The organism is Lentzea sp. HUAS TT2, assembly GCF_051853195.1.
Taxonomy (GTDB): Bacteria; Actinomycetota; Actinomycetes; order Mycobacteriales; family Pseudonocardiaceae; genus Lentzea.
This window is the reverse complement of the sequence record NZ_CP196667.1, coordinates 3046238-3068065: the sequence shown is the minus strand read 5'-3', so window position 1 is coordinate 3068065 and position 21828 is coordinate 3046238. Positions and strand designations below refer to the sequence as shown.

Here is a 21828-nt window from a genome sequence, read left to right as displayed (position 1 = left end):
GCCATCAGGGCCAGGCGCAGGGCCGCTCGGGCGAGTAACGGACACAACTTCTGGCAACAGGCTCAGGCCACCGAACGCATCGGCACCACGAGGTAGGTGAGCTCTACGCCGTCCTCGCCCGGCGTCGACGTGAGCACCGTCGAGCGCAGGCCGCCCTGGATCTTCAGCTCGATCCGGCGGCCGGCGAACGCCTTCAGCGCGTCCGCGAGGTAGCGGGACTGGAACGTCTTGGTCAGCCGGTCGCCCTCGACCGTGGCCTTGACGAACTCCTCCGATTCGCCCTGCTGCGGGTCGCTGCCCTTGACCCTGATCTCGGAGTCCTCGACCTGGATCGTCACGGCCTGGTGCGGGCCGCCGTAGGGCGTGGCTCTGCGGACGGCGCGAGCGAGCGCGTCCGCGTCCACGAGCACCGTGCTGTCGATGACTGCCTCCAGGAGTCGGCGCGCCCGGTCGTCCGGGAACGGAGCGGCCAGAAGTGCGGTGGAGATCGAGTTGGTGTCCCAGGCGAGACCGATGCGGTCCTCGTTCGCGTGCAGGGCGACCTCGTTCGTCGCTTGCCGGGCCGCTTCGACGATGGCCTTCGCAGGTACCAACAGGTCGAGTTGACCATGTTGTTCCCACGGAACTGTGGCGTAGGCCATGCGATAGCGGTCCGTGGCCATGAAGTGCAGCTTGTGGGCGTCCGACTGGATCCGGATGCCGGTGAAGATCGGCAACGCGTCGTCCTTGCTCGCCGCGCCCGCGACCGCCGCGACAGCCTTGAGCCGTGCGGCGTCCACGTGCCCCTGCAGAGGCGGCAGTGCCGGCACACCGGGGTGGTGGCCGAGGTCGAGCAGCGGGATCGCGAACCGCGAGGTGGGCGTGCGGATGGCCAGCCGCTGCCCTTCGACCTTGAGCCTCACCTGCGGGTCGTCGAGCGCCTGCAGCGTCGCCGCCAGCGGTTTCGCCGGCACGAGCACCTCGCCCTCGGTGTGCACGGTGGCGTTCACGATCAGGCGGACGCCGTGCTCCTGGTCGCTGCCCGCGACCTCCACGTCCGTGCCGGCCTTCAGGCGGAGGCCGGCCAGCACCGGGTCGAGCACACGGGTCGGCAGCAGCCGCGCCACCTCGGCGGCGGCACCGGCGAGCGCGGCTGTGGTGGCGGTGAGGTCCATGCTCAGGACGCTAGCGGGCACCCCTGACAATTTTGGGCGCCCGCGTCCCGAGGCAGGAACTCAGGCGCCCGCCTTGCGCCGCGCCAGGTCGATGATCCGCTGCAGGTGCAGCCCGCGCCGCACGTCGCACTCATGGGCGGTGGTCCCGCTGTCCGCCATCGCCACGAAGTCGTCGAGCAGGTTCGTGAAGCACTCCAGCGCGGGCGTGTCCCGGTTCGTCAGGGTGCGGTGGCCCTCGGTGCCGAAGACGGTGAAGTCCGCGAACGGCGGCTGCATCGGCAGCGACAGGCACAGCGAGACGGTGCTGGTGGCGCCACCGGCGTGCTGCAGGATCAGCTGCCACAGCCCGGTGTCATTGACGTTCGCCGCGAGCACGTCGGTGATCTCGCCGAGAGCCGCGTCCAGCAGGTCGAACGCGTGCGGGCCCACGTCGTCCAGAGCGCCCTTGTCGTGGCGCCACGGGGAGTTCGAGAACGGGCCGTCCAGCAGCGCGCCAGAGATCCAGCGGCTGTCGGCACCGGTCCAGCCGCCCGTGCGGTGCAGCTGGGCCAGCATCTCCTTCGTCTCCGGGGCGTAGCGACGGGTCAGCACGACCAGCGACGCCACGCCGGCCTCGGCGACCGCGGCGGCCAGCTCCTCCGCCACCTCGACGGATTCCGCGATCGGCTTCTCCAGCACCAGGTGCTTGCCGGCACGGGCGGCCTCGATCGCCATCGGACCCTGCACGCCCGGCGGCACGCAGAACGCCACAGCGTCCACAGTGGACAGCATCGCGGTGTAGTCCTCGAACGGCTCCGCGCCGAAGGAGCCCGCCAGCGAGGCGGCGGCCTCTGGGCGTCGCGCCCACACGCCGGTCAGCCTCGTTCCGGGGTGGTTCGCGATGCCGGGTGCGTGGATCATCTCGGCCCACGGGCCCGCACCGACAAGTCCTACGCGCAGCTGTTCGTCCACTCGCACATCCTGCCTCAGGAGTAACTGGCCTTGGGGACGAAGATCTCGCCGCCCTTGTCGAACTTCAGGCGCATGCCGTCCTCGCTGGGCTCCCGCCTGGGGTCGTGACCCCAGCCGCCGGGCACCGTCACGACGTAGCCGCGGTCCGGTGTCGGGCCGAGCCAGATCTCGTAGTGGGTGCCCCCGACGAGCCGCTCGACCTTCTTCACGTACACGCCGGGCGAGGTCGGCGTCGGGTCGACGCTGATCACGGTCGTGCTGTCCGGCAGGAACATCACCACGCCCGCCACCGCGGTGAGGCCTGTCCCCATCACCGCGCCCAGCAGGAACAGCAGGATCTTCACCAAGCAGCCGGAGACGTTCGTCGCCATCACACCATCCTCGAGTCAGCGCGGTCGTACGCTCGGAGGATGCCCGACGACATGACCTTGCCGGGGAACCTGGTACCCGCATCGCCGGTTTCCCAACCCGCACAGGCACGGGACGCCGTCACCGTGGTGCTGCTCCGCGACGGCGCCGAGGGCTTGGAGGCCTTCCTGCTGCGCCGCGTGAAGGGCATGGCGTTCGCGGGCGGCATGACCGTCTTCCCTGGTGGGGGCGTCGACCAGCGCGACGCCGACACGTCCGTCGCCTGGGCCGGTCCGCCGCCGCAGTGGTGGGCGGAGATCTTCGACGTCGACGCGGCGACGGCCCGTGCGTTCGTGTGCGCGGCCGTGCGGGAGATGTTCGAGGAGTCCGGTGTCCTGCTCGCGGGGCCCGACGCCACCTCGGTCGTCGCGGACACGACGGACTTCGCGCAGGCCCGGCAGCAACTGGTCGACCGCGAGATCTCCCTGGCCCAGTTCCTCGCGGCCAACAACCTCGTCCTGCGCGCGGATCTCCTGCGGCCGTGGGCGAACTGGGTCACCCCGTACGAGGAGCCCCGCCGCTACGACACCCGCTTCTTCGTCGCCGCGCTGCCGTCGGGTCAGAAGGCGGACGGCGAGACGACCGAGGCGTCGGACGCGGCCTGGCAGACGCCGGAAGCGGCGATCCAGGACGCGCAGGAGGGCCGTCGGATGCTCATGCCGCCCACCTGGCGCACCCTCGACGAGGTGGGCGCCCTGGGCAGCGTCGAGAAGGTCATGGCGGAGGAACGCAGCGTCGAGAAGATCATCCCGAAGCTGATCCGCGACGGCGACGTGATCCGGGTGGTGTTCCAGTGAGCGGCTCCCCGCTGGTCGGCGCCCGAGCCGCGCACCCGCTCTACGGCGAGCTCCGGCAGGTGACGACGCACGCCGCCGTGCTGCTGGCCGACAACCCGTCGCCGATGACGCTCGACGGCACCAACACGTGGCTGCTCAAGGCCCCGGACGCGACGTCGTACGTCGTCGTCGACCCCGGCCCGCTCGACGACGCGCACCTGAAGCGCATCGCGGCCGTCGGCCCGATCGCCGAGATCCTGCTGACCCACGGCCACCCGGACCACTCCGAGGGCGCCCGTCAGTTCGGGGAACTCGTCAAGGCACCGGTGCGCGCGCTCGACCCGTCGTTCACCCACGGCTCGGAAGGCCTCACGAACGGCGACGTGATCACCAGCGCCGGCCTGGAGCTCCGCGTCCTGGGCACGCCAGGCCACACCAGCGACTCGCTGTGCTTCGTGATCGACGGGGAGGCCGTGCTGACCGGCGACACGGTCCTGGGTCGCGGCACGACGATCGTGGCCCACCCGGACGGCAGGCTCGGCGACTACTTCGAGTCGCTGAAGCTGCTCGCCGAACTACCGGAAGACACCGCGGTGCTGCCCGGCCACGGCCCCGAGCTCGCAGACGCGGGAGAGGCCGCGCGGATGTACCTCGCCCACCGCACGCAACGCCTGGAACAGGTACGCAAGGCCGTGGAGGCCCTGGGCGGCGCCCCGACCCCGCGACAGGTCGTCGAGGTCGTCTACGCGGACGTGGACAGGGTGCTGTGGCCCGCCGCCGAGTGGTCGGTGCGGGCCCAGCTGGAGTACCTGCGGACCGGTTACTGAGGCTGGTGGCCGTTGTTCGTGGCCCCGAACGCCGACTGACGCGACGAGGACCTGTCGATCTGCCAGCGACCGCTGTCGGGCCCCTTCACCCCGGTCTGCTCGCGCTGCGCCAGCTCCTCGTGCAGCTGCTGCAGCAACGCCCGCTCGCGCTCACTGAGGTTCGCGTCCACGGAGGACGGCTCGGCGGGCTCGGCGAGAGCGGCCTGCAGAGCCGCTAACTCGTCGGGCTTGAGCTCGGTGGTGATCTCGGCCCGGTTGATCGGGACGGGTTCGGGAAGCGTCTCGATCTCGGGCTCCACCGAGGCCTTCGGGATGCGCTTCACCGGCTTGGGCGGGAAGGGCTGCGAGCCCTCCAGCACCGCCGGGGTGGAACGTGTGCGTCGTGAGCCGGTCTCTTCCAGCTGCTCCGGCGCCGGTGTCGGCTCGGCCACCGGCGCCGGAGCGGGAAGCTCCTCGACAGGCTGGTCGAACCAGGCTTGCTGCTGCTGCGAGACGTGGTCGGTCATCATCTGAGACGGGGCGCCGGAGATCGGCACCGCCACCGACGACGTGATGGCCGACGCGTGGTACTCGCTGAGCTGCACACCGGTGGTCAGCACCTCGACCGCGGCGCGGACGCCGGCCTTGCGCAGCACCGAGTCGACCCGGTAGGCGGTCGCGGGCGCGAAGCCCTGCGGACCGATGTCCACCAGCACGACCCGCTGCGGCAACGGACCCGGCGTGGAACCCGTCGGCGAGGACCGCCACACGCACCGCACCGAACGGATGTCCGGCAGCACCGACACCGCACGGGTCAGGTCCGCGGCGATGTCCGAGGCCGGGTCGGTCGCGGAGGTGAAGCGGTGCCGGACGAACGGCAGCATCTCGGCCACCGGCAGGCGGTCGGTCAGCGACGCGTCCGAGCGGACCTCGTGGAGGATCCACGTGATCGCGGCACGCTCGTCGGGCAGCACCGGGATGGTGCCCGCGAGGAGCGTGCCGACGAGCAGTTCGATCGAGCGGTCCAGTTCTCCGACCGCGAGGAACTCGCGGGCCTGCGACAGGGCTGCGTCGTCCACGCGCCCGGCCATCGACAGCAGGAGATCGTGGAGACGGACCGGCAGGCCGACACCGTCGTTCGTCACGTCAACTCTCCTTAGCTGAGCACCAGGTGCTCCTCGGACTCGGCGCCGGCACACACCAGCTCCGATGCCGCCAGCGCCGCCCGGTGGTAGGGCGGCAGGTCCAGGCCGGACGGCACGACCTCGACGCACGGGTCGTGCTCGCCCAACGCCCGCAGAACACGCTGCAACTCACCGGTCAGCCGGGCGTGGCCGGTCGTGGCCGCCACCAGCAGGACGCGGTTGATCCCGGTGGGACCGATGCGCCAGCAGGAGCGAACCTCACCGACCCCGTGCCGGCCTCGCAGCGTGGCACCGAGAACTACGGTCGCGGAATCTCCCATCGGCACCCGATCAGGTGATTCCGGGGAAAAGGTGTAGTCGGTGGCAGGCAGTTCGTCCAGTCCTTTGACCGAACTGACAGCACCGGGTTCCGCCCCGTAGGGCACCAGCGCGTCCAGCAAAAGGCGGAGTTCATGATCCGTCAAAGGGATGCGTCCGTGCAGCAGGGTGCGCGGCAGCGAGCGCGCGAGCACCGCGTACGCGTCCGAGGCCGCCCAGTCCCGGTACCGCCACAGCAGGTCGTCCGGAAGGCGTCCGGCGAGCCTCAGCAGCAGTTCGTGGCACGTGTCCGACATGTCACACCTCGACGATCAGTTCGATCTCCACTGGAGCGCCGATCGGCAGCTCTGCGACCCCCACGGCCGACCGGGCGTGCTTGCCCTCGTCCCCGAAGATCTCGCCGAGCAGCTCGGAAGCGCCGTTCACGACACCGGGCTGCCCCGTGAAGCCCTCGGCGGAGGCCACGAACCCGACAACTTTCACGACTCTCTTGATCGAGTCAATCCCCACGAGCGCGTGCACGGCCGCCAGCGCGTTGAGGATGCAGGTCGCGGCGTACTGCTTGGCCTCCTCGGGGGAGACCTCCGCGCCGACCTTGCCGGTCGCGGGGAGCTTGCCCTCGACGAACGGCAGCTGGCCGGAGGTGAACACCCACGAACCGCTCTGCGTCGCGGGCACGTAGGCGGCGAGCGGGGCCGCGACGCCGGGGAGCTCGATGCCGAGCTCCTTCAGGCGGCTGCTCCAGGTGCTCATGCCTTCGCCCTCTTCAGGTACGCGACGTGCTGCTCACCCGTCGGGTTCGTCAGCACGGTGACCAGCTCCCAGCCGTCGTCGCCCCACTGGTCGAGGATCTGCTTCGTGGCGTGGATCAACAACGGCACGGTCGCGTACTCCCACTTCGTCATGCGCGGAGCCTAACTTGCCACCGGGGCGGAGCCTGCGCGGTCGCCGAGGTTGGAGCTACCTTGATCACATGGAGACCTGGCGGATCGTCGCCACCTGCCTGTTCGCGGGCGGTGGGCTGGTGATGGTGCTCGTCGCCATGGCGCAGGTGCGTGACCGCAAGCACAGCGAGCGCAGGGCCGTCCGGCAGGCCGGTCTGATCGGACTCGTGGTCGTGGCGATCGTCACGGCGAGCATCGCGTTGTGGCTGCCGTCGGTCGTGGCCTGGGCGCTGGTCGCCGCCACGCTCTTCGCCGTTCTCTTCCTCACCATGGTGGATTGACCGACCGATCCACCTTCGACCGATTTCACACATAGTCTGGACGTGTGACGTCGTGGACCGAGGAGCTGACCCGAGCCCGTCTGCACGTGGTCTCCGGCAAGGGCGGCACGGGCAAGACGACGGTCTCGGCCGCGCTGGCCCTCGCCCTCGCCACCGGTGGCCGCCGGGTGCTGCTGATCGAGGTCGAGGGCAGGCAGGGCATCGCCCAGCTCTTCGACCGCGCCCCGCTGCCCTACTCCGAGGAGCGCATCGCGTCCGCGCCGGGCGGCGGTGAGGTGCACGCGCTCGCGATCGACGCCGAGGCCGCGCTGCTCGAGTACCTGGCGATGTTCTACAACCTCGGCTTCGCGGGCCGCACGCTGCGCAAGATGGGCGCGATCGAGTTCGCGACCACGCTCGCGCCCGGCCTGCGCGACGTCCTGCTGACCGGCAAGGTCAAGGAGTGCGTGAACCGCACAGGGCCGGACGGCCGCCACCTCTACGACGCCGTCGTGCTGGACGCGCCGCCCACCGGGCGCGTGGTCAAGTTCCTCGACGTCACCAAGGCCATGGCCGACCTCGCCAAGGTCGGGCCGATCAAGGGGCAGAGCGACGGCGTCGTGCGGCTGCTGCACTCCGGTGACACGGCGGTGCACCTGGTGGCGCTGCTGGAGGAGATGCCCGTGCGCGAGACCCTGGACGCCGTCGCCGAACTGGACGGCGCGGACCTGCGGCCGGGCGCGGTGCTGGTGAACCGGGTCCAGCCGGTCCGGCTGCCCGCGCGTTCGCTGCCGGTCGCGGCCGAGGGCAGGCTCGACGAGTCACGGGTGCGGGCCGGCTTGACCACCGCCGGCCTCGATCTGGACGAGTTCACGCTCGAAGGTTTGGTCGACGAGACGGTGGAGCACGCCATCCGGGTGCAGTCGCAGCAGGAGGCCAAGGAGCTGCTCTCCGAGGCGGACCTGCCGACGCTGGAACTGCCGGACCTGACGGACGGGGTGGACGTGGCCGCGCTGTACGAACTGGCCGAGGCGCTGGTCTCGGCGGGGGTGCGATGACCAGGCTCGAGTTCGACCCGCTGCTGGACGACCTGACCACGCGCGTCCTCGTGTGCTGCGGCTCCGGCGGCGTGGGCAAGACGACGACCGCGGCGGCACTGGCGTTGCGCGCGGCCGAACGCGGCAGGCGCGTGGTCGTGCTGACGATCGACCCGGCGCGCCGCCTCGCGCAGTCGCTGGGCCTGCGGGAACTGGACAACCACCCGCGCGAGGTCGTCGTGGACGGCTTCGAGCCCAAGGGCGAGCTGTTCGCGATGATGCTCGACATGCGGCGCACGTTCGACGACATGGTGCTGACCCACGCGGGCCGCGACCGGGCGGACCAGATCCTGTCGAACCCCTTCTACCAGACCATTTCCTCGTCGTTCTCCGGCACGCAGGAGTACATGGCGATGGAGAAGCTGGGCCAGCTGGTGGCGCAGGACGAGTGGGACCTGATCATCGTCGACACCCCGCCGTCGCGGTCGGCGCTCGACTTCCTGGACGCGCCGCAGCGGTTGTCGACGGTGCTCGACGGCAAGTTCATCAGGATGCTGTCGGCGCCGGCACGAGCGAGCGGCCGCGGGCTGCTCAAGATCGTTGGAACCGGTTTCAGCCTTTTCACGCGCGCCGTGTCGACGATCGTCGGCGGCCAGCTGTTGCAGGACGCGTCAACTTTTGTTCAGGCGTTCGACAGCATGTTCGGAGGATTCCGCGAACGCGCGCAGCGCACGTACGAACTGCTCCGCTCTCCCGGAACCGGTTTCGTGGTGGTCGCGGCGGCGGAACCGGACGCATTGCGCGAAGCGAGCTATTTCGTGGAACGGCTCAGCGCCGAGAACATGCCGTTGTGCGGACTCGTCGCGAACAGGACCCATCCCGTGCTCGCGGCGGACCTGCCCGCGGCGAAGGCGCTGGCCGCAGCGGATGACCTGGACCGCTCCGGTGACGCGCCGCTCGCCGCGGCAGTGCTCCGGCTGCACGCGGACCGGGTGGCAGTGGCCGATCGTGAGAAGCGGCTGCTGGCCCGGTTCACGCGTGCTCACCCCGGCGTCGCGCTGGTCGGCGTGCCCGCATTGCCTGCTGACGTGCACGACCTCGACGGCCTTCGGGAGATAGGTCGTCGACTCGCCGGCGAATAGACGCTCAGCGCCTAGCTGACGACCCTCGTGTCCTCGACGTGCTCCTGACGAGCGTTGTCGAGAAGCTCGAACCACGAGTCCACGTCCGGGCGGCGGCGCAGCAGAGCACGGCGTTCGCGCTCGGTCATGCCTCCCCAGACACCGAATTCGATCTTGTTGTCGAGCGCTTCGGCCAGGCATTCCATGCGCACCGGGCATCCCAGGCACACGAGCTTCGCCTTGCGCTGCTCCGCACCTCGAACGAAGAGCTGGTCCGGCTCTTCGTCACGGCACGAAGCGTTGATACGCCAATCCCCCTGGTTCATATCCCCCACTCCTCAGTGCTGTCCAAATGTGGAAATCCGCCACACCCCTGCCACGGATGCCGTAGCGTTCGAGCTACGGCTGCATTCCTTGGACGTTGACGGACTGTAGTGCTGTTCGGTTCCCTGTCCAACCCTGGGTCACCCGACTGTTACCTGTCTTGCGTATCTCTACTCATGCTGAGTAACGGCACTTACTGATCACCTTCACCCGTTCGTGTACGGCGTACGCTGACCTGCGTGCGAGTCAGGAATGGCGTGCTCAAGATGCTCGGCCTGTGCCTGCTGGCTGGGGTTCTCCTCGCCGGCATGCTGTTCCCCGTCGTGGGTGCGACAGGCCTCGTCTCGAACAGGGCCAGCGACACCGTGGACAGCATCTCGGCAGACCTCGTGACGACGGATCCCCCGTTGATCACGACGGTCACGGACAAGGACGGGGCACCGATCGCCTACCTGTTCGACCAGTACAGGGTGCTGACACCGCCGGAGAAGATCTCGCCGACGATGAAGGCGGCGCTGATCTCGGTCGAGGACCGGCGGTTCTACGAGCACCAGGGCGTCGACTGGAAGGGCACGATCCGTGCCGGTCTGACGAACCAGGTCAGCGGCTCGGTGTCGCAGGGCGCCTCGACGCTGACCCAGCAGTACGTCAAGAACTACCTGGTCCACGTGGTGGCGCGGAACAACAAGCTGGAGCAGGCCAAGGCCCAGGAGCAGACCATCGCGCGCAAGATGCGCGAGGCCCGGATCTCGCTGCAGCTGGAGCGCAAGCTGGGCAAGGAGGAGATCCTCGCCCGCTACCTCAACGTCGTTCCATTCGGTTCGACCATTTACGGGATCGCGGCGGCCGCGCAGGCTTACTTCAACACGACTCCGGACAAGTTGACGGTTCCCCAGGCCGCGATGCTCGCGGGAATGGTGAACAGTCCGTCAGCGCTCGACCCCGAAGCGTATCCGGACAAAGCTTTGGACCGGCGCAACAAAGTGATCGACCGGATGGTCGAGAACGACAAGCTGTCGCGCGACGCGGGTGAGGCGGCGAAGAAGGAAGGCCTGGGTCTCGCGACTCCGGTGCGCACTCCGCCGAACGGTTGTGTGGGTGCCGGACCGGAAAACGGCTTCTTCTGCTCGTACGTCGTGAACTACTTGCAGCGCGCGGGTTTCAGCGAGGAACAGCTGCGCACCGGCGGCTACACCATTCAGACCACTTTGGACCGAACCGTCACCCAGCAGGCGAAGGCGGCGGCCGAGGCGGGCGTCGGCAAGGGCACCGACGGCATCGCGAACACGATGGCGATCGTGAAGCCCGGCAAGGAACGCCACGACGTGCTCGCGCTGGTCGCGAACCGCGACTACGGCCTGAAGTCCGACCTGCGCCAGACGACGTACGACCTGCCCAGCGGCGTGGAGAACAAGTTCGGCGCCGGTTCGGTCTACAAGGTCTTCACGGCCGCGGCGGCGCTGGAGAAGGGTCTCGGCATCGAGAACGTCATCCCGACGCCGACCTCGCACACCTCGCGCGTGTTCAAGGGTGGCGCCCAGCGCTGCCCGAGCACCGGTGAGCCCGGCACGCGCTGGTACTGCCTGTCGAACTTCGACTCGAGCTACCCGTCGTCCATGACGCTGCAGCAGGCTCTCGCGACCTCGCCGAACACCGGTTTCGTGATCCTCGAGGAGCAGACCGGCATGGACGCGGTCGTGGACATGGCCTCGCGCCTGGGGATGCGCGAGACGATGGCGACGAACCTGCAGGGCACGCGGCCGGACCCGAAGGCCAAGGACAAGCAGAACCGCGTCTCGCAGACCGAGTTCTACAAGCAGAACGGCGGCAACGCGTCGTTCACGCTGTCGCCCGCGCCGGTGTCCACCCTGGAGCTCGCGAACGTGGCCGCGACCATCGTGAGCGGCGGCAAGTGGTGCCCGCCCACGCCGATCGCGAAGGTGCTGGACCGCAACGGCAAGGCGATCCCGGTGAACGAGGCGCCGTGCGAGCAGGTCGTCGCCGAGGGCCTCGCGAACGGTCTCGCCGTCGGCATGAGCAAGGACGACGTCGGCAACGGCACCGCCGCGGCCGCGGCCCGTGCCGCCAAGTGGACCCGTCCGATGATCGCCAAGACGGGCACCACCGAGGAGTACAAGTCGGCGGCGTTCATCGGCGCGACCCCGGACTTCGCGGGCGCCGTGCAGACGTTCAACGACGGCATCACGCCCCGCCCGATCTGCGTGAGCGGCGCGCCCCGGTTGTGCGGCAACGGCAACATCTTCGGCGGCACGATCCCGGCCAAGACGTGGTTCGAGACGATGTCGAAGATGCACGCCCCGCTGCCGGTGTCGCAGCTGGCGCCGGTGGAGCCGCGGTACCTCAAGGGAGGCCGCGAGATCCAGGTGCCGGACGTGGTGGGCAAGCAGGCCAACGACGCCGTGCGGATCCTGAACCAGGCCGGCTACAAGACGAGCCAGCAGACGGTGAACTCCGAGCAGCCCAAGGGCACCGTCGTCAGCCAGTCGCCGCGCGGCAACGCGTTGCGCGGCACGGTGATCACGCTGTCGGTGAGCTCGGGGTACGTGCCACCGCCGGTCGCGTCGGAACCACCGGCACAGCCGCCGCCCAACCCCGGCAACCCGAACCAGCCACCACCGATCACCCTGCCGACCGAACCAGGCCGGTAGCCCTCAGGCGAGCATGGCCTTGAGGCGCTCGACGCTCGCGTCGACGTGCGTCCGGATCTCGGCGACCGCCCTGTCGCGGTCGCCGAGCCGGATGGCGTCCAGGATCGCCTCGTGCTCGGCGACGACCTCCTCCGGCGTCTCCGACCTGGTCAGGACCGTGAGGTAGAAGCGCAGCTCCTGGGTCAGCGAGGCGAAGAACTCGTCCAGCCTCGTGCTGTCGAGCAGCGCGACGATCGTCTGGTGGAACGCGAGGTCGCGGTCGACGATCGCGCGGACGTCGCCGGTCCGCGTGGCCTCGACGAGCGCGTCGAACGCCTCGGTGATCGCGTCCAGCTGCTCCGGGCGCGGGGTGCGGGCCAGCGCGGCGGTCTCCAGGCGTTCGCGGGCGGTGTAGAGCGCCTCGATCTTCTCCGGCGTGGGCGCGATGACGACGGCGCCCCGGTTGACCTCGTAGCGGACCAGGCCGGTCAGCTCCAGGATCCGGACGGCCTCGCGGATGGTGTTGCGCGCGACGCCGAGCTCGGCCGCGATCGCGCTTTCCCTGAGCCTGTCACCAGGGCCGAAAGCGCCGGCCATGATCCGTTCGGAGAGGCCGTCGGCCAGCTGCTGGGCCGTGGTGGTGCGGCGCACTTCGAGGCCGTCGAGGGCTGACATGCAGCCAGTTTAACCAGTTGCCCTACAGTTGAACTGTACTACAGTTTGGCGTCATGGACCTGACAGCGTTCAAGGCGCTCAGCTTCGACTGCTACGGCACGCTCATCGACTGGGAGACCGGGATCGCGGCGGTGCTCTCGCCGTGGGCACGGGAGCAGGGACTCTCGCTGCCGGACGAGGAACTGCTGCTCGCGTACGGCAAGCAGGAGGCGGCCGCACAGGCGGCGACGCCGTCCGCGCTGTACCCGGACCTGCTGGCGTCCGCGTTCCGGCTCATGGGCTCCGCCCTGGGGCGCGAGGTGAGCGACGAGTGGGCGCGGCGGCTGGGCTCGTCCGTTCCGGACTGGCCGGCGTTCCCCGACTCCGCGGACGCGTTGGCGCGCCTGGCCACCCACTATCAGTTGATAATCCTGTCCAACGTGCACCGCGCCGGGTTCGCGGGCAGCAACAGGCAGCTGCGCGGGGACTTCGCGGCGATCATCACGGCGGAGGACGTCGGCGCCTACAAGCCCGCCGAGAACCACTTCCGGGCACTGGATCGCGTGCTGCCTTCGCTCGGCGTGGAACGTTCGGAGCTGCTGCACGTGGCACAGAGCCTGTTCCACGACCACGTGCCCGCCAAGCGCGAGGGTCTGCCGTCCGTGTGGATCAACCGGCGGCACGACAGGCCGGGCTGGGGCGCGACGCCGGAGCCGTCCGGTGACTACAGCTACGACCTGGAGTTCGGGTCGATGGGCGAGTTCGCGGACGCGGTCGACAAGGCGTTCTGAACGGGGTGCCGCAGCGGTTGTGCGCCGCTGCGGCACGTTCACTAGCTCGTGAGCTTGGACTTCACCGCGGCGGCCACCCGGCCACCCTCGGCGCGACCGGCGACCTCGGCGTTGACGGCCTTCATGACCTGGCCCATCTGCTTCTGCCCCGGCGCCTCACCGAGCTGAGCGGCAACGGCGTCGTACGCCTTGTCCACAATGGACGCCAGCTCGTCGTCGCCGAGCTGCGCGGGCAGGTAGGCCTCCAGCACGGCCAGCTCCTGGCGCTCCAGGTCGGCCTTCTCGGCCCGCCCGGCACCGTCGAAGGCCTCAGCGGCCTCCTTGCGCTTCTTCGCCTCGCGCGAGAGGACCTTCACGACCTCGTCGTCGGAGAGCTCACGGGCCTGCTTGCCCGAGACCTCCTCGTTCGTGACGGCCGTGAGCGCCATCCGCAACGCACCGGCCGTGACGGTCTCCCGTGCCTTCATCGCGACAGTCAGGTCGTTCTTCAGCCGCGTCTTCAAGTCCGCCATGGCGCAGAACGGTACCGCCCCCCGGATGCCGCGCCGATCGAGTTAACGGCCTTCCGTACCCTTGACGCGTGAACAAGCTCGGCCGCGCACTCCTCGCCACGACCGCTCTCGGTGCCGCGACCGTCGCGTACGCGGCGGGAATCGAGAGAAGGCACTGGACCCTGCGCACCGCCACGGTGCCCGTGCTGTCCCCCGGCGCCAAGCCGATCCGCGTGTTGCACATCTCAGACCTGCACATGACGCCGAACCAGGTGTCCAAGCAGCGCTGGGTGGCCGCGCTGGCCGACCTGAACCCGGACTTCGTCGTCAACACGGGCGACAACCTGGCGCACAAGGACGCCGTCCCCGGCACCCTGCGCGCACTCGGCCCGCTGCTCGACAAGCCGGGCGTCTTCGTCTTCGGCAGCAACGACTACTACGCGCCCAGGCTCAAGAACCCGGCGCGCTACCTGCTGCCGTCCGCCAAGACCAAGCGCATCCACGGCGTGACGCTCCCGTGGCGCGACCTGCGGGCCGGCATGATCGAGCGGGGCTGGGAAGACCTCACCCACCTGCGCAAGACCATCATGGTCAACGGCCAGGCCATCTTCTGCGCAGGCCTCGACGACCCGCACCTGAAGCGCGACCGCTACGCCGACATCGCGGGCACCCCGGACCCGTCGGCGGCGCTGAGGCTCGGCGTCACGCACTCCCCGGAACCGCGCGTGCTGGACCCGTTCGCCGCGGACGGCTACGACTTCGTGATGGCCGGCCACACCCACGGCGGCCAGCTGCGCATCCCGTTCTACGGCGCCGTTGTGACGAACTGCGAATTGGACCGCGGCCGCGCCCGTGGAGTTTCGCGCTGGGGTTCGCACATGTGGATGAACGTGTCCGCCGGCATGGGCACTTCGCCGTACGCGCCGGTGCGGTTCTGCTGCCCTCCGGAGGCATCCCTGCTGACCTTGGTTCCGCGGCCCGTTACGCCTGGTCAGGGGCGAAATGAGGGGGTCCGATTCGGAGCTGGCGCGGACATGATGTAGAGTTCTACATGTTCCCAGCCGGGGTGTGGCGCAGCTTGGTAGCGCGCTTCGTTCGGGACGAAGAGGTCGCAGGTTCAAATCCTGTCACCCCGATTGAATAACACAAATCAGCTCCTGTTCGCAGAAATGCGGATGGGAGCTGATTTGTTTTTCTAGCCGTTCCGCGGGAAATCGCCCTCGAGCCACTCCACCACGGCGTCGAGCATCGCGTCGACGCTCTCCCAGTACGGCCCTTCGTCCGCGCCCTCGACGTTGTCGAACAGCATCACGCACCCGTGCAGCGGTCCCTCGCGGAGATCGACGAAGAGGTGGCTGCCGGACGCGCTGACCGCGACCGGGACGAAGAGCGGCAGCCACAGGTCTCCGATGAGCGACCCTGCCGGTTCGGCCAGCTTGCGCGACTCGTGGCCGTTGACGTCCTCGATCTGCAAGTCGACGGCGACCTCGCGCCGGATCTGCATCATCATCTCGCGGGCCTCCAGCGCATGGCCGACGCTGATCGGGCTGTAGAACCTGGGGACGACCGGGGCGTAGTCCACGTTGGCCAGCCCTCCGCACGCCGTCCACCACGCCGTCAGGCCGGCGGGCAGCGGCACGCCGATCGCCTCTTCGACCGCGTCCAGGTCGGCGGCGGTGGCCGGCGGAAGGAACTTGGCGTGCAACCCGGGCGCTTCGGAGCGGAGCCAGGCGTCCGCTCGGGACCAGTTCATGCGCCAGATCATCTCCCGCTGACGCGGGCCGCTCGCTCAGGTCCCCGCGATTCCTTCTGTCATGAATTTGTCTCGTCTTTTGTTCGCCGACACGGTGATCGAAAGGCCCTCGCCACCACAGGGTCTTAGGTCCTTCTGGACACGGAAAAGGACATCAACGTTCCCGATAAGCCACTCGATCGTGTGACGCGTCTCGACACGAGCAGCCGTAGACGTCACCGTGTTTGTATGACACTGCGCCACCGTTCTGGACCAAATAATGCGGAACGCGCACGTAGCGTTAATCCCTACGAGTGAACGTTGACGGTTCAACTCACGGTGCGTAACGGCAGTCTTGATCCAAACGACGAAGCCTGTGGTTCAGCCGTCGTTGAATATGTCGGGAGATGCTTGTGATGGACTCCGCCTCCGCCGCCAATGCCTCACAAAGGTCGTGGATCGTCGTAGCGGCCAAAGCAATTGTTGTTCTGCAGGCCCTGGGGATCGTTTACATGCTCACTTCGGTATGGGTGACGGTCGCCGTGGCGGCCGGTTTCGCGCTGGTCCTCCTCGCCGTCAAGACGCTGTCGAGGGCCTCGCAGCAGGTCGACCGGATCTTCGACGAGGAGCTCGGCCGGCAATAGGCTCGGCACCATGCTGACGCGGGTGTCCGAGGCCCTGGTGAAGCCGGGGCGGGAGCAGGAGTTCGTCGCACGGGTCCTGGAGCTCGTCGGGACGTTTCCCGAGCTCTACGACGGACTCGTGGGGCACGAGGTGCTCGTCGACCTCGACGACCCGCGGCGCGTGCAGTACGTGAGCAGGTGGCGCGACGAGCAGGCGCTCGAGAACTACGCGGGGCCAGGGTGGCGCACCGACCCGGTGACGTTCCCGGACGAGGACGAGTACCTGGAACGGCCGTTGGCCCTGCGGCACTTCCGGCACATCAGCTGATGAAGCCCCTTGCGGGCAGGCCTTCCGGGAAGCGGTCGAGTGCCTCGCCGGCGGCCAGGGCCAGCGACTCCAGCGTCTCGATCTCGGCAGGGGTCGCCGCGTGCGGGACGGCCCAGTAGCAGCCGATGGCGCCGATCGGTTCCGGACGCAGGATCGGGGCCATCAGCAGGCTTCGCACAAATGTCGGCCGATACGCTTCCTGAGGAATCCTCGAATCGAAGCGGATGTCCTTGATCGCCACGGACTGCCGATTCAACATCGCCCATCCGCTGATGCAGTTCACCGCGGGGAAGCGCTGCCCCTTCCACAGCGGACTCATCGAGTCCTCGTCCGCGTAGTAGCAGAGGTCGCCGTCGAGCAGCACCAACGTCGCACCGTGCGCTACCAGCGACGACCTGGCTTTGGTGCGCACGACCCGTTGCACTTCCTCCAACGAGGTGGCCCCGGCAAGGCGTTCCATCGTATCGGGCATGCAACAACGTTAACTCGCGCACGAGCCCACACCAAGAATTTCCGACTCGATCAACGAATCGACACCGGTTCGCAGTGTGTGACCCTGCAACAAATACTGCTGGCGCTTTGCGAGAATCCACCGCTGCACGGTCGGAAGCGAGGCACCCTGCCGGGCGGCTGACCCGTCTAATGTTGAACCGTGACCACGCACCCTTCTCCCGACATCCCGGACCAGCTCTTCGAGGACCCGGCCGCCGAGACCCGGTGGCGTGAGCGGTTCACCGCTCCCCGGATGAGCCTGCCCGGCTGGGCCGACGACGCACCGGACCGCACCCTGTACGTCTCGAACGCGAGCGGCGTGTGGGAGATCTACTCCTGGGACCGCGAGACGGACGAGCACCGCAAGGTCACCGACCGCCCGAACGGCACGTCGCACGCCACGCTCAACCCGGACGGCACCGAGATCTGGTGGTTCGACGACCACGACGGCGACGAGTTCGGCGTGTGGGTCCGCGAACCGTTCAAGGCCGACGGCAGCAAGGCGGAGCCCGCGGTCGCCGACGTCACGCCCGGCTACCCGGCGGGCCTGGAGATCGGCCGCACCGTCACGGCCGTGGCAGCGTCGACCGACGACGGCACCACGGTGTGGCTGACGCGCAACGGCAAGAGCGAGGTGCTCTACCAGCACGTCAACGACGCCGGTGTCACCGCGCTGGCCAAGGACGAGTCGATCGTCGTGATCGCGCACTCCGAGCACGGCGACAACCGGCACATGGCCCTGCGCGCACTCGACGCCGAGACCGGCGGCACGCTCGGCGAGAAGTGGGACGGCAAGGGCAAGGGCCTCGACGCCATCTCGTTCAGCCCGGTGCGCGGCGACCAGCGACTGCTGGTGCTGCACGAGCGCCGCGGCCGCGAAGAGCTGCTGATCTGGGACGTCGCCGCCGACACCGAGCGCGAGATCGTGCTGGACCTGCCGGGCGAGGTCTCCGCAGACTGGTACCCGGACGCGTCCGCGCTGCTGATCGTGCACACCCACCACGCCCGCAACACCGTGCACCGCTACGACCTCACCACCGGCGAACTGTCCACTCTGGACACCGCGCCGGGCGTCGTCGGCTCCGCGGGCGTGCGCCCTGACGGCACGATCGAGTACTCCTGGTCGTCCGCCGAGAGGTCCACGGTCATCCGCGCGCTGGCCACCGACGGCACCGAGAGCGTGCTGGTAGAGCCCGCCGGCGCCAAGCCGGCGACGTCGTTCAAGCTCGAAGACGTCTTCGTGGGCGACGTGCACGCGCTCGTCTCGAAGCCGGAGGGCGAGGGCCCGTTCCCGACCGTCTTCCTGATCCACGGCGGCCCGCACTCCTCCGACGAGGACCGCTTCTCGGCCTACCGCGCGGTCTGGCTGGACGCCGGGTTCGCCACCGTGCACGTCAACTACCGCGGCTCCAGCGGCTACGGCTCGAAGTGGCGTGACGCCATCGAGGGCAGGCCGGGTATCACCGAGCTCGAGGACATCGCCGCCGTGCACGACTGGGCGGTCGAGTCGGGACTCACCGACCCGTCGAAGTCGGTGCTCAACGGCGCCTCGTGGGGCGGCTACCTGACCCTGCTCGGCATCGGCACCCAGCCGGAACGCTGGACCGTCGGCGTCGCGGGCGTCCCGGTGGCGGACTACTTCGCCGCCTACGAGGACGAGATGGAACCGCTGCGGGCGTTCGACCGCGCGCTGTTCGGCGGCTCGCCCGAGGAACTGCCCGAGCTGTACAAGGAGTGCTCGCCGCTCACGTACGTCGACCAGGTCACCGCGCCGGTGCTGATCCTCGCGGGCGAGAACGACCCTCGGTGCCCGATCCGGCAGATCGACAACTACCTCGATGCGCTTGCTGCGCGCGGTCATGCCTATGAGATGTACCGGTATGACGCGGGTCATGGCTCGTTGGTGGTCGCGGAGACCATCCGGCAGACGGCGGCTGAGGTGGACTTCGCTCGGCGGCACCTGGCTTCGAAGTAGTTTCACGATTCGGTTGGCGGCTGGTCTGGCTGGTGCGACGCTCCCAGGGCAGCCGCCGAACGCTCGTCGTACAGCGACGCGCGAAGTAGCATGGGTGACGGCGCTGCCGAGCGCCTCACCTCCTGATCGGTCACCCACGCTGGCCGGCGTCGCGGGGGCAAAGGGGACTCCTGTCCTCCCGGCACCGGTCGGTCGTGTGCAGGTACGCAGCCCGGACGAGCAGAGCTTGGCGTGGGGAACGGCTCCGGCACGTCCGCGAGAGGCAACGCCATGACCGAGCAGAAGTCGTTCAAGCGCCTGGTTCGCGTCCGGATGGAACGCACCGGCGAGTCGTACACCACCGCCCGCAGGCATGTGTTGAAAGACGCGCGGCCTACCGGTCAGATGCATGACTCCTGGCTGTTGCGGGAGATGCTCGACGACGAGTGGTCCGAGGCGATGCTGGCCGGGCTCGCCGGCGGTATCGGGTTCATGTACTTCGTGTTCGAGTACAAGGGGCACGCGCCCACGATGACGATCGTCGCGCGGCACCACCCGGCGCCGTTCATCCCGACTGCGCTCGTGCACGCCAACATTGCGCACGAGGTCACCAGCACCACGTCGGCGCGCAAGGCCGAGCAGCGGTTGCGGGCGGCTGACGGGCCGGTGATCTGCTTGCTGGGCAAGGAGAAGCACCCGGTCGGGGTGTTGGGGGCCGATGGTGACGAGGTCACCGTGCACAACCGCGGGACGCACGTTCAGCCGCTCGCCGAGTTCATGGCCGGCTGGGGGCTGGGCAGGCACGAGATGATCAGCATCGGTGAACGGCTGGGCGAGCCGGATGTCGCCGCGGCCGTGCGGATGACGTGCGAGCACCTCACCGGGCCGGTGCTGGGCAACAACTTCGACGTGAACTTCGGCTTCTCCGGGATGCGCAAGCTCGCGGAACAGTTGCGCGACAAGGGGAAGAAGGGCTGGGCCCAGCGGTGGGCCGGCGATCCCGCGTCAGTCGGGAAGCGGCTGCACGACTGCCTGGAGGTCGAGTACACGGCCAGGGGTGGGACGCGGCCGCTCTACGCGGAGTTCCTGCAGGAGGCGGGACTTCCTGGTGTGCGGGAGTTCCGGGAGTCCGGCCGGCTCTGGTCGGAGATCGCCAACGGCGGCGACTACGACGAACTCGCCGACAAAGTGGACGAGGCCCGTTCCATCGAGGAACGGGCCATCCGTCAGCTGATGCTCTGAGCCGGAAGCGTCCGGACTCGAAGCGTCGGCTCGAAAGCGGTCAGGCTGCCTGCGCCTGCCACATCCAGTGCGCCTGCTCCAGGTCCTGCGTGATGCCGATCAGCAGGTCCTGGGTGACGAGGTCCGGCTTGTCGGTCTCGTCGATGCGGGTGCGCATGCGGGTGATCAGCGAGGCCAGTGAAGCCGTGATCGACGTGACGACCTGGTCCTCCTTCAGCCAGCCGGACGCGATCTCGGGCACGCCGGACGACGCGGCGATGGTCTTCGCCGTGCCGTTCGGCGTGACGCCGATCGCGGCCGCTCGCTCGGCCACCTGGTCGGCGGCGTTGCGCGCCAGGACGACCAGTTCGTCGAGCTGGAGGTGGACGCTGCGGAAGTTCTTGCCGATCACGTTCCAGTGCGCCTGCTTCCCGATCAGGGAGAGATCGACCAGGTCGACCAGGGTCGCTTGGAGGATCGCGCCGACTGCGTCGCGGTCGGCGTCTGCCAGTGGGCTGGTGATCGGGTTCTTGGCCATGGTGAAACGCGCCTCCTAGACGGTGACGGTGAGCGCCACCTCGATGTTGCCGCGCGTCGCGTTGGAGTACGGGCAGACCTGGTGGGCCTGCTCGACGAGCTTCTCCGCGACCGCCTGGTCGAGTCCGGGGATCTTCACCGCGAGCTCGACGGCGAGCTGGAAGCCGCCTGCGCCGTTGGAGCCGATCCCCACCTTGGCGGTTACCTCGGAAGAAGCGACCTGAATCTTCCCGGCGCGCGCGACTGCTGCGATGGCGGAGTTGAAGCACGCCGAGTACCCGGCCGCGAAGAGCTGCTCCGGGTTGGTGGCCTCGCCGCCGGGGCCGCCCATCTCCTTCGGGACCGACAGGACCTCGTCGATCACACCATCGGATGAACGCACCTCGCCGTTGCGGCCTTCGCCGTAAGCAGTCGCCTCAGCCGTGTACAGCGCTTCCATTCCGCTCTCCCTTGAGTCAGTGGGGCTTCAAAGCCTTTCACTGAGGGAGAACGCATCGTGCACGACTTAAATGCCCGATGGTGACTCAGTTCACGTCCAGCTGAGACGCCTGCCGCAGGGCGAACTCGGCCACCTGACGGCCGATGACCCGCAGGTTCCGGTCCACGTCGACGTCCGAGCAGGCACCGTCGCCGTCGAACTTGACCTGCGCGGAGTTGATCGCGGCGCCCAGAGGGGTCGGCCAGCCGCGCAGTGCGTGCACGATCGAGCGAACGGCCGCGAGCGTGTTCACCGCGGCCTGCCAGCCGTACGCGGCGGTGATCGTGCCGACCGCGCGGCCGTCGAGGTACGGGCGGTCGTCGTCGCGCAGGTCCTCGATGTAGTCGAGGGCGTTCTTGACCAGGCCGGACACGGTGCCGTGGTAACCGGGCGACACGACGATCACGCCGTCGCACCTGCGCAGGTCCTCGACCATCCGCATGGCGATGTCCGTGCGGTCCGGCACCGACGGGTCGTAGAAGGGAAGCACCAGGTCAGGGCCGCTGTACTGGATCGTCTGCGCACCAAGTTCGCGAGCACCCTCCAGAGCCACCCGCAGCGCCCGTTCGGACTGCGAGTCGGACCTGATCGAGCCCCCGATGCCCACCACCGTCACCGTCATGCCAACGATCCTT

At 68.9% G+C, this 21828-nt stretch carries 27 protein-coding genes and 1 tRNA gene; 13 read left to right on the top strand and 15 right to left on the bottom strand.

What is annotated here, in order from left to right; translation table 11 throughout:
- Nucleotides 1–62: 62 nt before the first annotated feature.
- From dnaN to ACSHWB_RS15385, 3 genes are read right to left on the bottom strand one after another with little or no spacing between them, the layout of a single operon-like run.
- Nucleotides 63–1154: a DNA polymerase III subunit beta gene (gene dnaN / locus ACSHWB_RS15395; protein WP_439662703.1), complete on the bottom strand. Its 1092-nt coding sequence runs from the start codon at nt 1152–1154 to the stop codon at nt 63–65.
- 60 nt (nt 1155–1214) lie between these two features.
- Entirely contained in the window at nt 1215–2105 is an 891-nt protein-coding gene (locus tag ACSHWB_RS15390; RefSeq protein WP_439662702.1) for a Gfo/Idh/MocA family protein, read from the bottom strand.
- A 14-nt stretch (nt 2106–2119) separates the two neighbouring features.
- Nucleotides 2120–2476 (bottom strand): hypothetical protein, encoded by a 357-nt coding sequence (locus tag ACSHWB_RS15385; RefSeq protein WP_439662701.1) that lies wholly within the window; start codon nt 2474–2476, stop codon nt 2120–2122.
- Between the two features lie 39 nt (nt 2477–2515).
- Between ACSHWB_RS15385 and ACSHWB_RS15380 the strand changes: the two genes are divergently transcribed.
- Both ACSHWB_RS15380 and ACSHWB_RS15375 read left to right on the top strand, forming a co-directional pair.
- Complete coding sequence (locus tag ACSHWB_RS15380; protein ID WP_439662700.1) at nt 2516–3310, top strand: NUDIX hydrolase; 795 nt, start codon at nt 2516–2518, stop codon at nt 3308–3310.
- Complete coding sequence (locus ACSHWB_RS15375; protein ID WP_439662699.1) at nt 3307–4116, top strand: MBL fold metallo-hydrolase; 810 nt, start codon at nt 3307–3309, stop codon at nt 4114–4116. The genes ACSHWB_RS15380 and ACSHWB_RS15375 overlap by 4 nt, the downstream gene beginning before the upstream one ends.
- Here the strand turns inward: ACSHWB_RS15375 and ACSHWB_RS15370 are convergent.
- The 4 genes from ACSHWB_RS15370 to ACSHWB_RS15355 are packed head-to-tail and all read right to left on the bottom strand — an operon-like array spanning nt 4110 to nt 6463.
- Entirely contained in the window at nt 4110–5240 is a 1131-nt protein-coding gene (locus tag ACSHWB_RS15370; protein ID WP_439662698.1) for a hypothetical protein, read from the bottom strand. The two genes, ACSHWB_RS15375 and ACSHWB_RS15370, sit on opposite strands and share 7 nt — an antisense overlap.
- A gap of 11 nt (nt 5241–5251) precedes the next feature.
- Nucleotides 5252–5854, bottom strand: coding sequence for a hypothetical protein (locus ACSHWB_RS15365; RefSeq protein ID WP_439662697.1), 603 nt, complete (start codon nt 5852–5854; stop codon nt 5252–5254).
- Nucleotide 5855: 1 nt separating this feature from the next.
- A complete protein-coding gene (locus ACSHWB_RS15360) occupies nt 5856–6311 on the bottom strand; it encodes a RidA family protein (RefSeq protein ID WP_439662696.1) in 456 nt (151 codons plus the stop codon).
- Nucleotides 6308–6463 (bottom strand): DUF4177 domain-containing protein, encoded by a 156-nt coding sequence (locus ACSHWB_RS15355; protein WP_089950120.1) that lies wholly within the window; start codon nt 6461–6463, stop codon nt 6308–6310. Before ACSHWB_RS15355 ends, ACSHWB_RS15360 begins: the two co-directional genes overlap by 4 nt.
- 68 nt (nt 6464–6531) lie before the next feature.
- On the opposite strand from ACSHWB_RS15355, the gene ACSHWB_RS15350 reads away from it, so the two are divergent.
- The 3 genes from ACSHWB_RS15350 to ACSHWB_RS15340 are packed head-to-tail and all read left to right on the top strand — an operon-like array spanning nt 6532 to nt 8941.
- Entirely contained in the window at nt 6532–6783 is a 252-nt protein-coding gene (locus tag ACSHWB_RS15350) for a hypothetical protein (RefSeq protein WP_439662695.1), read from the top strand.
- Nucleotides 6784–6827: 44 nt separating this feature from the next.
- Entirely contained in the window at nt 6828–7820 is a 993-nt protein-coding gene (locus tag ACSHWB_RS15345; protein WP_439662694.1) for an ArsA-related P-loop ATPase, read from the top strand.
- The gene (locus ACSHWB_RS15340) at nt 7817–8941 is read left to right on the top strand and encodes an ArsA family ATPase (protein ID WP_439662693.1); all 1125 of its coding nucleotides are present in this window, start codon (nt 7817–7819) and stop codon (nt 8939–8941) included. The genes ACSHWB_RS15345 and ACSHWB_RS15340 overlap by 4 nt, the downstream gene beginning before the upstream one ends.
- Before the next feature lie 11 nt (nt 8942–8952).
- On the opposite strand, the gene ACSHWB_RS15335 is transcribed toward ACSHWB_RS15340, so the two are convergent.
- Entirely contained in the window at nt 8953–9246 is a 294-nt protein-coding gene (locus ACSHWB_RS15335) for a WhiB family transcriptional regulator (protein ID WP_439662692.1), read from the bottom strand.
- A 237-nt stretch (nt 9247–9483) separates the two neighbouring features.
- Here ACSHWB_RS15335 and ACSHWB_RS15330 point away from each other — a divergent pair, with 237 nt between their 5' ends.
- The gene (locus tag ACSHWB_RS15330) at nt 9484–11913 is read left to right on the top strand and encodes a penicillin-binding protein (RefSeq protein WP_439662691.1); all 2430 of its coding nucleotides are present in this window, start codon (nt 9484–9486) and stop codon (nt 11911–11913) included.
- A 3-nt stretch (nt 11914–11916) separates the two neighbouring features.
- On the opposite strand, the gene ACSHWB_RS15325 is transcribed toward ACSHWB_RS15330, so the two are convergent.
- A complete protein-coding gene (locus ACSHWB_RS15325; protein WP_439662690.1) occupies nt 11917–12567 on the bottom strand; it encodes a GntR family transcriptional regulator in 651 nt (216 codons plus the stop codon).
- Nucleotides 12568–12620: 53 nt separating this feature from the next.
- On the opposite strand from ACSHWB_RS15325, the gene ACSHWB_RS15320 reads away from it, so the two are divergent.
- The gene (locus ACSHWB_RS15320; RefSeq protein WP_439662689.1) at nt 12621–13337 is read left to right on the top strand and encodes an HAD-IA family hydrolase; all 717 of its coding nucleotides are present in this window, start codon (nt 12621–12623) and stop codon (nt 13335–13337) included.
- 41 nt (nt 13338–13378) lie between these two features.
- Here the strand turns inward: ACSHWB_RS15320 and ACSHWB_RS15315 are convergent, their stop codons facing one another.
- The gene (locus ACSHWB_RS15315) at nt 13379–13849 is read right to left on the bottom strand and encodes a GatB/YqeY domain-containing protein (RefSeq protein ID WP_439662688.1); all 471 of its coding nucleotides are present in this window, start codon (nt 13847–13849) and stop codon (nt 13379–13381) included.
- A 68-nt stretch (nt 13850–13917) separates the two neighbouring features.
- Between ACSHWB_RS15315 and ACSHWB_RS15310 the strand changes: the two genes are divergently transcribed.
- Together ACSHWB_RS15310 and ACSHWB_RS15305 are read left to right on the top strand one after the other, a co-directional pair.
- On the top strand, nt 13918–14871 hold the full coding sequence (locus ACSHWB_RS15310; protein ID WP_439662687.1) for a metallophosphoesterase: 954 nt from the start codon (nt 13918–13920) through the stop codon (nt 14869–14871).
- 19 nt (nt 14872–14890) lie between these two features.
- Nucleotides 14891–14964 (top strand) — tRNA-Pro (locus tag ACSHWB_RS15305).
- Nucleotides 14965–15023: 59 nt separating this feature from the next.
- Here ACSHWB_RS15305 and ACSHWB_RS15300 read toward each other — a convergent pair.
- On the bottom strand, nt 15024–15581 hold the full coding sequence (locus ACSHWB_RS15300; protein WP_439662686.1) for an SMI1/KNR4 family protein: 558 nt from the start codon (nt 15579–15581) through the stop codon (nt 15024–15026).
- Between the two features lie 491 nt (nt 15582–16072).
- Between ACSHWB_RS15300 and ACSHWB_RS15295 the strand changes: the two genes are divergently transcribed.
- Both ACSHWB_RS15295 and ACSHWB_RS15290 read left to right on the top strand, forming a co-directional pair.
- Nucleotides 16073–16204, top strand: coding sequence for a hypothetical protein (locus ACSHWB_RS15295; protein WP_439662685.1), 132 nt, complete (start codon nt 16073–16075; stop codon nt 16202–16204).
- A 10-nt stretch (nt 16205–16214) separates the two neighbouring features.
- The gene (locus ACSHWB_RS15290; protein WP_439662684.1) at nt 16215–16511 is read left to right on the top strand and encodes an antibiotic biosynthesis monooxygenase family protein; all 297 of its coding nucleotides are present in this window, start codon (nt 16215–16217) and stop codon (nt 16509–16511) included.
- On the opposite strand, the gene ACSHWB_RS15285 is transcribed toward ACSHWB_RS15290, so the two are convergent.
- A complete protein-coding gene (locus tag ACSHWB_RS15285) occupies nt 16504–16983 on the bottom strand; it encodes a GAF domain-containing protein (protein ID WP_439662683.1) in 480 nt (159 codons plus the stop codon). The two genes, ACSHWB_RS15290 and ACSHWB_RS15285, sit on opposite strands and share 8 nt — an antisense overlap.
- 180 nt (nt 16984–17163) lie before the next feature.
- Here ACSHWB_RS15285 and ACSHWB_RS15280 point away from each other — a divergent pair, with 180 nt between their 5' ends.
- Nucleotides 17164–18978: a prolyl oligopeptidase family serine peptidase gene (locus tag ACSHWB_RS15280; RefSeq protein WP_439662682.1), complete on the top strand. Its 1815-nt coding sequence runs from the start codon at nt 17164–17166 to the stop codon at nt 18976–18978.
- Between the two features lie 231 nt (nt 18979–19209).
- Nucleotides 19210–20199, top strand: a complete 990-nt coding sequence (locus tag ACSHWB_RS15275; RefSeq protein ID WP_439662681.1) for a DUF4872 domain-containing protein — start codon at nt 19210–19212, stop codon at nt 20197–20199.
- Nucleotides 20200–20239: 40 nt separating this feature from the next.
- Here ACSHWB_RS15275 and ACSHWB_RS15270 read toward each other — a convergent pair whose 3' ends face one another.
- The 3 genes from ACSHWB_RS15270 to ACSHWB_RS15260 form a co-directional block, all read right to left on the bottom strand.
- Nucleotides 20240–20716 carry a Dps family protein gene (locus ACSHWB_RS15270; protein ID WP_439662680.1) on the bottom strand — a complete coding sequence of 159 codons (477 nt, stop codon included), beginning with the start codon at nt 20714–20716 and terminating at the stop codon, nt 20240–20242.
- 15 nt (nt 20717–20731) lie between these two features.
- On the bottom strand, nt 20732–21154 hold the full coding sequence (locus ACSHWB_RS15265) for an organic hydroperoxide resistance protein (protein ID WP_191302418.1): 423 nt from the start codon (nt 21152–21154) through the stop codon (nt 20732–20734).
- An 85-nt stretch (nt 21155–21239) separates the two neighbouring features.
- Entirely contained in the window at nt 21240–21815 is a 576-nt protein-coding gene (locus ACSHWB_RS15260) for an NADPH-dependent FMN reductase (RefSeq protein WP_439662679.1), read from the bottom strand.
- Between the last annotated feature and the right edge of the window lie 13 nt (nt 21816–21828).